Here is an 11,470-nt window from a genome sequence, read left to right as displayed (position 1 = left end):
GAACCGGCGGCAATCGCACAGGTGGGGACCTTGATCCGGGAGATCAGCGGCCGATTCGACGGACTGTTCCGAGTATTGGTCCGAAACGTTCCCGCTGGCCGTGCCCGACGACCCGGTTCCGGGGGTGTGCGCGCTGTGTTCTGATGCGCCCATGACCCAGCACGGCCATGGCCACGGCGACACGTCCGCGGTCGATTCCGACGACCGCGTCGCCCGCCGCGTGCGGCTGGTCGTCGCGGGCATCCTGTTGCCGCTGCTCACGATCGCGACCGCGATGGTGATCTCGCTGTGGCCCGACGGCGGCGGCGTTGTCCAGCAGTCGATCCAGCAGGCCCGGGCGTCGGGCACGATCACCGCGCAGGCGCCCTGCCCGATGGCCCCGACCGACTGCGACATCGCGCACGTCGCCGTCGACGATGGGCCCGGCGCCGGGACGACCGTCGAGGCGCTGGTGTCGACGGCGAGCGGGGTCAAGGTGTCGGCCGGCGACCCGGTGATGATGGTGCACCGGCCGGAGCGGCCGACGGTGTTCGAGCGCTACGAGGTGGTCGACCGGAACCGCACGATGCCGTTGCTGCTGCTCGGCGTCGTGTTCGCGCTGGCGGTCATGGCGCTGTCACGGTGGCGGGGTCTCGCCGCGCTGGGCGCGCTCGCGGTGTGCCTGCTGGGGCTGACCGAGTTCGTCCTGCCCGCGATCATGCAGGGCGCGAACCCGCTGATCGTCGCCGTGAGCGGCGGCACGGTGATCATGGTCGTCGCGCTGTTCATGACGCACGGGATCAACGCGCGAACGGCCGTGTCCGCCGTGGGGACGGTGGCCAGCCTGGCGCTGACCGGGCTGATCGGGTTCTGGTCGCTGAGCCTGGCCGGGATCACCGGGCTGGGCAGCGACAACGTGGGATTCCTCAGCGGATACCTGGCCGATGTGGACCTGCAGGGACTGCTGCTGGCCGGGCTGGTGATCGGCGCGCTCGGCGTCCTCGACGACGTGACCGTCACTCAGGCCGCGGTCGTGTGGGAGCTGTCCGCCGCCGACCCGACCGCGTCGCGCGCCAAGCTGTTCGCGGCAGGCCTGCGGGTCGGCCGGGCGCATGTCGCGTCCACGGTGAACACCCTTGTCCTGGCCTACGCGGGCGCGGCGCTGCCGCTGCTGATCCTGTTCGCCGCCAAGGGACTTCCCGGCGACCACGTGCTCTCGACCGCCCCCGTCGCCGAAGAGGTCATCCGCGCGCTCGCGGGCAGCCTCGGCATCGTCGCCGCCGTCCCGCTCACCACCGCGCTCGCCGCCCTGGCCGTCGGCTCCCGCCCCCCACGCGAGTCGCCCCTCCCGGCAAGCGAGTCGCCCCTTCCCGACAGCGAGTTCTCAGTTCCCGACGGGGAGGCTGATGGCGGTGACGACGAGACCCCGGTCGACAAGCCAGCGGCCCGAGAAGCCCGCTAGCGTTCCGCTCTCGATGACCGGGCCGGGCACCATGAGCTCGGCCTCGAACGTGCCCGCCGGGCCGATGGTGATCCGCGCGTCGTCGAAGCCGAGCCATTTGTGGGTCAGCGGGAACCACGCCTTGTAGACGCTTTCCTTCGCCGCGAACAGCAGCTTGTCCCAGTGCACCGCGGGGTCGGCGGCGGCCAACTCGGCCAGGTGCACGCGCTCCTCGGGCCGGGTCACCACCTTCTCGACGCCGTCGGGCAGCGGCTGGTGGGGTTCGGCGTCGATGCCGACGGTCACGATGTCGGTGTCGCGGGCGAGCACCGCGGCCCGGTAGCCCGCGCAGTGGGTCATGCTGCCGACGACGCCGTCCGGCCAGCCGGGGGCGCCGCGCTCGCCGGGCAGGATGGGCGCGGGCGGCAGGCCCAGTCGGGCGAGCGCCAGCCGGGCGCAGTGCCGAGCGGTGGTGAACTCGCGCCGCCGCTTCTCCACGGACTTGGCGATCACCTGTTCCTCCTCCGGGAACAGGACCGCGTCCGGCGGGTCGTCATAGGCCTCGACCGCGATCACGGCGGCGGGCAGGATGCGCTCGATCATCACGCTCGACCCTATCCGGCGGGGGCGTGCGTTGGCACGGAATCACGGGAACCGCGCCGAGTGGGACGGCACGGGCGGCTCCCGCGTCCTCAGCGCTGGTTGCGGGCGACCACGTAGTTCATCGGCAGGTCCAACTGGGCGCCGCTGGGCAGGGTGTCGGTGCCGTGCAGGGTGATCGTGCCGGAGTCGACGACGTCGATGCCCGCGTCGTCGAGGAGTGCCTCGAACTTTCCGTCCTGCCAGGACGCGGGGGTCAGGCCGTAGCGGAAGACCCGCTGCAGCTTCGGCACGGCGTCGGCGGCCTGGCCGAGCGCCGACTGGATGGTCTGCGCGGCCGACGGCGCGAGTTCGGCGGCGAAGAGGTGGCCGGAGCCGCCCAGCAGGGTCGAGAGTGAGGCGACCGCGTCGGCGCGGATCTCGTCGGGCATCTGGTGGAGCACGCCTCGCATGTAGACGTTCGCATCGCCCAGTTCCTCGTGCAGCTCCGCCGCGCGGGCGGTGTCACCGAGGTCGAACTCCCGGAACTCGGCGGGGCTGTCGGCCTGCAGCGACCGTGCGTGCTCGATCGCCGCGGGGGCGAAGTCCATGCCCAGCACCCGGGGGAACGTGGCCGCCAGCGCGGCCGTCTGCGTCCCGTTGCCGCACCCGATGTCGAGGACGGGAAGTCCCTCGGCGAAATGGTGTTGGAAGAGCGACAGCTGTGCCGTCGCGGTGATGGCGCCGTCGCTGTCCCAGACCGGCAGACCCTTCTCCCGCGGAAGATCGTGCCAGAAACTTTCCCAATTGGTCCGGACCGACTGTTCCATGTGTCCTCCGCCCGCTAACCCAGTAGAGGTGTTTGGTTTACGGCTCAACTGGTGGCGGTGACAAGGGGTAGATCCACATTTGGGCTTTTCAGGTGAACTTCGGTAACGCGACCACCCGATCTTGCGATCAAGGTCCCGTGCGGGCACACGATGTGTCAGCCGATCAGCCCGTGCCCGCGACCGGGATCACCCCGCCCGAGACCGCGGATCCGTTGTGTCCACAGAGGAACAGGATCGTCTCGGCGATCTTCTCCGGGCGGACCCAGCCGGACCGGTCGGCGTCGGGCTGGTCCGCGCGGTTCGCCGGGGTGTCGATCACCCCGGGCATGATCGCGTTGACCCGGACACCGTCTCGGCCGTACTCCGCGGCCAGCGCCCCGACCAGTCCGGACACCGCCGCCTTCGCCGTGATGTAGCCGGACGCACCGGGAAACGGGTTCGCCGCCGCCCGCGCCGAGACACACACGACGGAGCCGCCGCCCGCGGCGATCAGGTGTGGCAGCGCGGCCTGGGTGACCAGGTACGTGGGCCGCAGGTTGAGCCGCAGCATCCGGTCGAAGTCGTCGATCGGGGTCTCGTGCAGCCGCCCGCCCATCGCGAACCCACCGACAAGGTTCACCACCGCGGCGAGCGGCGCGTGCGTGTCGGCCGCCGCGCGTTCGGCGCACGCGGCCACGTCGGCCTGGTCGAAGAGGTCGGCGCGGACGAGTTCGAGCCGGTCATGGGTGCCGAGCCTGCCCAGTTCGGCCTCCACCACCCAGGGCACCACGACCCGCCATCCGGCGCCGAGGAACGCGTTCGTCACTGCCGAGCCCAGCCCACCGGTGCCCCCGGTGATCAACGCCGTCGAAGTCATGGCCCCAGTCTCACACCACCGCGCGAGTCCCACCTTCGGTGTCGGGAAGGGTCAGCGGGATTCGCGGAGTTCCGGGGGTAGGGCCGGGTCGGACTTGGGGTGCACGCGGACCAGGACGCCGTGCAGGATCATCCGCTGCCGGTTGGAGAACTTGGGGTGGCAGGTGGTCAGGGTGATCAGCTTCTGCCGCTGCTCCGGAGGCGTCTTGGATGCGAGATTGCCCGGCACGGGGGCGACCACCGCGGAGTCGCGCGGGGTGACGATGCGGCGGCCGATGGTGGCGGCGTACTCGCCGGTCAGCGGCTCGACCTTGGCCGACCCGGGGCCGCCCGCGCAGAACGGGTCGGTGCCTGCCTGGGCCCAGTTCTTGGCGTCCTCGACCGTGGGCAGCATCCGGTAGATGTACCAGTTGCCGCGGGTCTCGACGATCATCGCGTCGCAGGACTGGAGCAGGTCGAGGTCGTTGAAGGGCGCCCCTTTGCCGACCCGGTGGCCCGCGACGCCGAAGTTGCCGGGCGCGCCGGGGGCGGCGGACTGCTTGTAGTGACCGGGGCCGACCTCGAGGTTGGCCTCCGAGGTCCCCTCGACGATGGTGAACTTGTAGTCGGAGCCGAGGGCGGGGATGTAGAGCCTGGCGATGCCCTGGCCTTCGGCGAACGTGAAGTGCTCGGTGCGTTCGGGTTCGGCGGGTTTCTTCCAGTCCTCTTCGAGGGCGCTGGTGACGTCGTTCTGCTTGCCCGCGGAGATCAGGTCGGTGATCCACACCTCGTAGACGACGAACAGCAGCACGACCATCCCGGCGGTGATGAGCAACTCGCCGATGGAGCGCACGGCCAGCAGCCCCGGAGTGATCTTGGGGCGGGGCTCGGGCTCGTCGTCGTAGTAGTCGTCGTCCTCGTAGTCGTCGTACTCGTCGTAGTCGTAGTCGTCATCCAGGGAGGGGATGTACTCCGTCGGCGCGTCCGGGTTGACCCGCGGGGGCGGTGGGGGGCCCAGAGGGCGCCCGGGAGCCGGGTGCCGGACCTGGGCGCCCGGAGGGTGACCAGGCTCACCGGCTCGCGGGGGGCGGCCGTGCTCACCGGGGAGTGGGTCGATGGGGCGGCCGTGCTCACCTGAGAACAAGGGGCGGCCGCCGGGGTTCAAGGGGCGGCCTTGCTCACCAGGGATCAGCCCACCCGGCGGCGGCGGGCGCTCCCCGCGGAGTGGCTCAGCGAGGCGACCATGGGCATCCGGGGTCGGCTCACCCATGAGCCGATCAGCGAGGCTGCCATGCGCACCCGCGGCAGGCGGGCTGACTGACCGACCAGGCTCGACTGGGAGGGCATTGGCGGGGCGACCGTGCTCGCCGGGGTACGTGGGGGCGGTGGGCCGGACGGGCTCACCCGGGACAGGCGAACCCTGCTCGCCGGCGTACGCGGGGCCGGTAGGCCGGATGGGCTCACCAGGGGCAGCGTTCGCGGGGCGACCATGGTCGCCGGGATATGCGGGGCCGGTGGGCCGGACGGGCTCACCAGGGACACCGTTCGCGGGACGACCATGCTCGCCCGAGTACCCAGCGCCGGCAGACCGGGCGGGCTCACCAGGGACACCGTTCGCGGGACGACCATGGTCGCCGGAGTACGCAGGGCCGGCAGGCCGGACGGGCTCAGAACCCTCGGGGCGACCGAACGCACCCAGGCCCGCGGAGCGGACATAGGCCGTCGGCGGCTGGGCCGGTGGGTGGACGGGCTCGCCCGCGTGCGGGGAGACCGGCGGTACGCGAGGGCCGCCCGACGTCTGCGGGGTGACTCCGTCCGGTGCGCCGGGTGACCAGGGGGACGGCTCGGCGGGCGCGTGCCAGGCCGCGGAGTCGGCTGGGGGGTGGGCACCGTCGAATCGGGGTCGGGCCGGGGCTTCGGGTGCCTGCCAGGGGACGGCGTCAGCGGGCGGGCGGTCGGACGGGTCGGCCGCGGGCCAGGCAGGCGGGCCCACCGAACGATCGACCTGCTGCGGCTGGTCAGGCTCAAGCGCCCGGCGGCGACCCGCTGGGCGAGCAGGCGGATCCACCGGCGACCACTCGTCAGACCCAGCCGAACCACTCACCACCCCGGCAGGCGTGACAGGCGGCCAAGCCTCCCGATCATGCCCCGACCAGCCATTGGCATCCGCCGCGGGTGGTGATGGCCAAGCGTCCCGATCTTGCGCCGACCGGGCGCCGGCATCCCCCACCGGCGGTGGCCAAGCCTCCCGGTCATGTGTCGACCCGGCGCCGGCATCCGCCGCAGGCGGCGGTGCAGGCCAAGCCTCCCCGTCATGCGCCGACCGGGCGCCGGCATCCCCCGCCGGCCAAGCCTCCCGATCACGCGCCGACCTGGTGCCGACATCCCCCGCTGGCAACGGCGCCCGATCATGCTCCGACCAGCCGTTGCCCTCCGCAGGCGCTGGCCAAGGCTCCCGATCACGCGCCGACCGGGCGCCGGCATCCCCCGCGGGCGCCGATGGTCGGGATGGGTCGTCGGCCGGTGGACGGGCCGGCGTGTCGGGGGTGGACGAGCGGGTGCGGGCGGGCGGGCGTACCGGCTGGATGACCATCGTGTGGTCGTCCGCCGGTCGTGGCCGAGGCTGTTGTCCTCGGTCTCCGTGCACCTGTTTACCTCGCATCCGCGCCGCCGTCTCCCCACGAGGTTAGGACACCGGCAGGCCGAGGGTGGCGGGTATCAGGACAGGAAGCCCCGCAGCAGCGACGCGGTGCCCTCCAGGTGTTCGGCCATCGCCGCCCTGGCGCCCGGGGGATCACCACGCAGGATGGCGTCGATGATGGCTCGGTGTTGGTGTTCCGAGTGCTCGATGTTGGGCGTGATCAGCGGGATCGTGTCGAGCAGGGCGTTGAGTCGGGTGCGCGCGTCGGCGACCGCCGAGGTCAGCGACGGTGACGCGGCCGCCTCGGCGACGGCCAGGTGCAGCCGGGAGTCCTTGCGCCGGTACTCCCCCAGTCCGGCCGTCGCGCAGTCGTCGAGGCGGGCGCACAGGTCGCGGCGGTCCGCACCGCTGAGCGCCCGGCCCGCGGCCGCTTCGGCGGCGCCGGTCTCCAGGGCCCAGCGCAAGGTGAGCGCGTCCTCCAGTTCGGCGGCGACCCCGGCGGGCGGGTCGGCCGGGGCCTTCGCGGGCAGCACCGCGCTGACGAACGTGCCGCCGTACCGTCCCCGCCTGCTTTCGACGTAGCCCGATTCGTGCAGCACCCGAAGCGCCTCGCGCAGGGTCACGCGGCTCACGCGCAGTCGGGCGGACAGCTCGCGTTCGGGCGGCAGCCGTCCGCCCGGGCCGATGACGCCCAGGCGGATGGCCTGCAGCATCCGCTCCATCGTCTCCTCGAACGCGTTGCCCGTGCGGACCGGCCGCAGCAGCGCGTCGGAGAGGCGGTCCTCAGAGGGGAGTGACATAGGCGCCGGAGATACCGCCGTCGACCAGGAACGACGACGCGGTCATGAACGACGAGTCGTCGCTGGCCAGGAAAGCCACGGCGGCGGCGATCTCCTCGGGCTCGGCGAAGCGGCCCATCGGGATGTGCACGAGCCGCCGGGCCGCGCGCTCCGGGTCCTTGGCGAACAGCTCCTGCAGCAGCGGCGTGTTCACCGGACCCGGACACAGAGCGTTGACCCGGATCCCCTCGCGGGCGAACTGCACACCCAACTCCCGGCTCATCGCCAGCACCCCGCCCTTGGACGCGGTGTAGGAGATCTGCGAGGTGGCCGCGCCCATCACCGCGACGAACGACGCGGTGTTGATGACCGACCCCTTGCCCTGCGCGCGCATGTGCCCGATCGCGTGCTTGCAGCACAGGTACACCGACGTCAGGTTGACGTCCTGCACCCGCTGCCAGGCGTCGAGGCCGGTGGTGAGGATCGAGTCGTCGTCGGGCGGGGAGATGCCGGCGTTGTTGAACGCGATGTCGAGCGAGCCGTAGGTGGTGACAGCGGTCGCGAACAGCGCCTCGACGTCGGACTCGCTGGTGACGTCGGTCCGGACGAACAGCCCGTCGACCTCCTCGGCGGCGGCCTTGCCGGTGTCCGGGTCGATGTCGGCCACCACCACGCGGGCCCCTTCGGCCGCCAGCCTGCGCACCGACGCCAGGCCGATCCCGCTGGCCCCGCCGGTGACGACCGCGACCCGGCCCTCAAGACGCTTGCTCATGAAGTCCCTTCCGTGCTCAGGAAAACGTTCTTGGTGTCGGTGAAGGATGCCAGGGCGTCGGGCCCGAGTTCGCGGCCGAAGCCGGACTGCTTGAAGCCGCCGAACGGCGTCCAGTAGCGCACCGACGAGTGCGAGTTCACCGACAGGTTGCCCGCCTCGACCCCACGTGAGACCCGCAGCGCGCGTCCGACGTCGCGGGTCCAGATCGAGCCGGACAGGCCGTATTCGGTGTCGTTGGCCAGCCGCACGGCGTCGGCTTCGTCGTCGAACGGCAGGACGGCGACGACCGGCCCGAACACCTCGTCGGTGACCGCCCGGTGGTCCGGGTCGATGGGCGCCAGCACCGTGGGCGGGTACCAGAATCCCGGGCCCTCGGGCGCACTGCCACGAAACGCCACGTCCGCATCGTCCACATAGGACTCGACTCGCTCGCGGTGGGCCGCCGAGATGAGTGGTCCCATCTCCGTCGCCTCCGCGCCCGGGTCGCCGACGACGACCCCCTTGACGGCTTTCTCGAAGAAGCCGAGGAACTTGTCGTACACCTTGCGCTGCACCAGAATCCGCGAGCGCGCGCAGCAGTCCTGACCCGCGTTGTCGAACACCGCGTACGGCGCCGTCACCGCGGCCTTCTCCAGGTCGGCGTCGGCGAAGACGATGTTCGCGTTGTTGCCGCCCAGTTCCAGGGTCACCCGCTTCACCTGGCCCGCGCAGCCCGCCATGATCTGCTTGCCGACCTCTGTGGACCCGGTGAAGACCACCTTGCGCACCAACGGATGCGTGACGAACCGCTGCCCGACCACCGAACCCTTGCCGGGCAACACCTGGAACACGTCCTCAGGAATCCCCGCCTGATACGCCAACTCCGCCAACCGCGCCGCGGTCAGCGGCGTCAGCTCCGCGGGCTTGAGGACAACGGTATTGCCCGCCGCGAGCGCGGGCGCGAAACCCCACGACGCGATCGGCATCGGGAAGTTCCACGGCACGATCACCCCGACCACACCCAGCGGCTCGGCGAAGGTGAGGTTCACCCCGCCCGGCACCGGGATCTGCCTGCCGAACAGCCGTTCCGGCGCGGCCGCGTAGTAGTGCAGCACGTCGCGGACGTTGCCCGCCTCCCAGCGGGCGTTGCCGATCGTGTGCCCGGCGTTGAGCACCTCGAGGCGGGCCAGGTTCTCCAGGTCGGCGTCGACCGCGTCGGCGAAGCGACGCAGCAGCCGCGCCCGGTCTCCCGGCGCGACCGCCCGCCAGGCCGGGAACGCCTTGGCCGCGCGGCCGATGGCGGCGTCGGTCTCGTCGACACCGAGCAGGTGGACCGTCTCCACCCGCTCGGCGGTCGCCGGGTTGATCACCTCGTACGCGGTCACTCTCGCTCCAGATCCTCTCTGCGCCGCTTGGCGGCGTCGACCAGTGCCGCGAACAGGCGGCTGTCTTCGATGTTCTGCTCGGGGTGGGACTGCACGCCGATGATGAACCGCGCGCCGGGCAGCTCGACCGCCTCGACCGTGCCGTCCGCGGCGGTCGCGACCACGGCGAGGCCCTCGCCGACCCGGTCGAGCGACTGGTGGTGGTGGCACTGCACGGTGACCGCCCGGCCGAGGATGCCCGCCAGGCGGCTGCCGCGGCGGATGGTGACGTCGTTCTTGCCGAACCGGGCGATCGCGGGCTGGTGGTCGGTGTTCGCGACCTGCTCGGGGGTGTGCTGGTGCAGGGTGCCGCCGAGGGCCACGTTGAGGAGCTGCATTCCCCGACACACCGCGAGCACCGGCAGGTCGAGTTCGCGCGCGGCGGCGAGCAGGGCGAACTCGGCCTCGTCGCGGGTGGGCTGCGGGGTGCCCGTGGTCGGGTGCGGGTCCTGGCCGTAGCGGGTGGATTCGATGTCGGCGCCGCCGGAGAGGACCAGCCCGTCGAGCCAGCCGACGGTCTCCGCGCGCCAGTCGCCCAGCGGTGGCAGCAGCACGGCGTTGCCCCCGGCCGCGCGCACCGACTCGACGTAGCTGCGGTGCAGGACAACTGCCTCGGTCTCCCAGATGCCGAAAGCCGAGTGCTCCAGGTAGGTGGTGATGCCGATGACCGGAGGCCTAGGGCCGCGGGCCCTAGAGCCGTTCGAAGCCACGGATGCGCTCCCAGTCGGTGACCGCCGCGTCGTAGGCGGCCTGCTCCACGTGGGCGGCGTTGAGGTAATGCTCGACGACCTCGTGGCCGAACGCGTGCCGGGCCACGGCGCTGTCGTCGAACAGGTCCGCCGCCTCCCGCAGCGTGCCAGGCACCCGCGGTTTCGCTGAGGCGTAGGCGTTTCCGGTGAACTCAGGCTCCAGCGTCAGGTCGTTCTCGACGCCGTGCAGCCCGGCCGCGATCAGCGCGGACACCGCGAGATACGGGTTGACGTCGCCGCCGGGAACCCGGTTCTCGAACCGAAGCGACTCGCCGTGGCCGACCACCCGCAGGGCGCACGTGCGGTTGTCGCCGCCCCACGCGATGGCCGTCGGCGCGAACGAGCCGGGCGCGAACCGCTTGTAGGAGTTGATGTTCGGCGCGAGGAGGTACGTCAGCTCGCGCAGACAGGCGAGCTGGCCCGCGAGGAAACGCTCCATCAGCGGGGAGAACCCGTGCGGTCCGTCGCCTGCGAAGACCGGGTCGCCGTCGGTGGAGCGCAGGCTCAGGTGGATGTGGCAGGAGTTGCCCTCGCGCTCGTTGTACTTCGCCATGAACGTGAGGCTTTTGCCTTGGCGGGCGGCGATTTCCTTCGCCCCCGTCTTGTAGATGCCGTGGTTGTCGCAGGTGGTCAGGGCGTCGGCGTAGCGGAAGGCGATCTCATGCTGGCCAGGGTTGCACTCGCCCTTCGCCGACTCGACGTACATCCCGGCGCCGGTCATCGCGTTGCGGATCTCGCGCAGCAGCGGCTCGATCCGGCCGGTGCCCAGCAGCGAATAGTCCACATTGTACTGATTGGCCGGGGTCAGACCCCGGTATCCCTTGTTCCACGCGTCTTCGTAGGTGTCGTCGAAGACCAGGAACTCCAGTTCGGTGCCGACGAACGCGGCGAGGCCGAGGTCGGCGAGCCGGGCGAGCTGGGCGCGCAGGACCTGGCGCGGCGAGACCGCGACGGGCCCGCCTTCGACGCGGTCGACGTCGGCCAGGACCAAGGCGGTGCCCGGGTGCCACGGCAGCAGCCGCAGCGTGGCCAGGTCGGGCCGGAGCACGAAGTCGCCGTAGCCGGTTTCCCAAGAGGACATCCGGTAGCCGTCGACGGTGTTCATCTCGACGTCCACGGCCAGCAGGTAGTTGCAGGCCTCGGTGGCGTGGTCGAGGACCTCGTTGAGGAAGTACCTGGCCGAGCACCGCTTGCCCTGCAGCCTGCCCTGCATGTCGGTCATGGCGACCAGGACCGTGTCGATCTCGCCCGACTCGACGAGTTCGCGCAGGCGGGCCACAGACAGCAGGCCTTCGGTGTCGCGCATGGCCGAGCCCCTCCGCAAAGGTCTGACTTGTTCCCCATTGAAACTCCGGCTCCACGCATGCTCGCAGCGCCCAACGCGGCCCGCAACCACTGATCGGGGAACATCAACCGAACGAGCCTCGCCCGTAGATACTGACTCACCCGGCACCGGATCGCTC

Annotated in this window: 11 protein-coding genes; 2 read left to right on the top strand and 9 right to left on the bottom strand. The window is 71.5% G+C overall.

Annotated features, from left to right (window positions below):
• The first annotated feature begins 151 nt into the window (after positions 1-151).
• Entirely contained in the window at positions 152-1,441 is a 1,290-nt protein-coding gene (locus C8E96_RS15405; RefSeq protein WP_091374300.1) for a YibE/F family protein, read from the top strand.
• On the opposite strand, the gene C8E96_RS15400 is transcribed toward C8E96_RS15405, so the two are convergent.
• From C8E96_RS15400 to C8E96_RS15385, 4 genes are all read right to left on the bottom strand, one after another.
• Entirely contained in the window at positions 1,364-2,023 is a 660-nt protein-coding gene (locus tag C8E96_RS15400; RefSeq protein ID WP_091373945.1) for a 4'-phosphopantetheinyl transferase family protein, read from the bottom strand. The genes C8E96_RS15405 and C8E96_RS15400 overlap by 78 nt on opposite strands.
• Before the next feature lie 89 nt (positions 2,024-2,112).
• On the bottom strand, positions 2,113-2,829 hold the full coding sequence (locus C8E96_RS15395) for a class I SAM-dependent methyltransferase (RefSeq protein ID WP_091373942.1): 717 nt from the start codon (positions 2,827-2,829) through the stop codon (positions 2,113-2,115).
• A gap of 163 nt (positions 2,830-2,992) precedes the next feature.
• Positions 2,993-3,685: an SDR family NAD(P)-dependent oxidoreductase gene (locus C8E96_RS15390; protein ID WP_091373938.1), complete on the bottom strand. Its 693-nt coding sequence runs from the start codon at positions 3,683-3,685 to the stop codon at positions 2,993-2,995.
• A gap of 51 nt (positions 3,686-3,736) precedes the next feature.
• Positions 3,737-4,828 (bottom strand): class E sortase, encoded by a 1,092-nt coding sequence (locus tag C8E96_RS15385; protein WP_228769851.1) that lies wholly within the window; start codon positions 4,826-4,828, stop codon positions 3,737-3,739.
• 9 nt (positions 4,829-4,837) lie between these two features.
• Between C8E96_RS15385 and C8E96_RS34070 the strand changes: the two genes are divergently transcribed.
• A complete protein-coding gene (locus tag C8E96_RS34070) occupies positions 4,838-4,984 on the top strand; it encodes a hypothetical protein (RefSeq protein WP_228769850.1) in 147 nt (48 codons plus the stop codon).
• 1,397 nt (positions 4,985-6,381) lie between these two features.
• Here C8E96_RS34070 and C8E96_RS15380 read toward each other — a convergent pair.
• The 5 genes from C8E96_RS15380 to C8E96_RS15360 are packed head-to-tail and all read right to left on the bottom strand — an operon-like array spanning position 6,382 to position 11,313.
• A complete protein-coding gene (locus C8E96_RS15380; protein WP_091373932.1) occupies positions 6,382-7,104 on the bottom strand; it encodes a FadR/GntR family transcriptional regulator in 723 nt (240 codons plus the stop codon).
• Positions 7,088-7,855 carry a 3-oxoacyl-ACP reductase gene (locus C8E96_RS15375; protein ID WP_091373930.1) on the bottom strand — a complete coding sequence of 256 codons (768 nt, stop codon included), beginning with the start codon at positions 7,853-7,855 and terminating at the stop codon, positions 7,088-7,090. Before C8E96_RS15375 ends, C8E96_RS15380 begins: the two co-directional genes overlap by 17 nt.
• Positions 7,852-9,219: an aldehyde dehydrogenase family protein gene (locus C8E96_RS15370; RefSeq protein ID WP_091373928.1), complete on the bottom strand. Its 1,368-nt coding sequence runs from the start codon at positions 9,217-9,219 to the stop codon at positions 7,852-7,854. Before C8E96_RS15370 ends, C8E96_RS15375 begins: the two co-directional genes overlap by 4 nt.
• Positions 9,216-9,968 (bottom strand): gamma-glutamyl-gamma-aminobutyrate hydrolase family protein, encoded by a 753-nt coding sequence (locus C8E96_RS15365; RefSeq protein WP_091373925.1) that lies wholly within the window; start codon positions 9,966-9,968, stop codon positions 9,216-9,218. The genes C8E96_RS15370 and C8E96_RS15365 overlap by 4 nt, the downstream gene beginning before the upstream one ends.
• Positions 9,949-11,313: a glutamine synthetase family protein gene (locus C8E96_RS15360; RefSeq protein ID WP_091373923.1), complete on the bottom strand. Its 1,365-nt coding sequence runs from the start codon at positions 11,311-11,313 to the stop codon at positions 9,949-9,951. The genes C8E96_RS15365 and C8E96_RS15360 overlap by 20 nt, the downstream gene beginning before the upstream one ends.
• Positions 11,314-11,470: the final 157 nt, after the last annotated feature.

The sequence above is a fragment of the Actinokineospora alba genome, from assembly GCF_004362515.1.
GTDB classification, from domain to species: domain Bacteria; phylum Actinomycetota; class Actinomycetes; order Mycobacteriales; family Pseudonocardiaceae; genus Actinokineospora; species Actinokineospora alba.
This window is presented reverse-complemented; position numbering and strand designations above follow the sequence as displayed.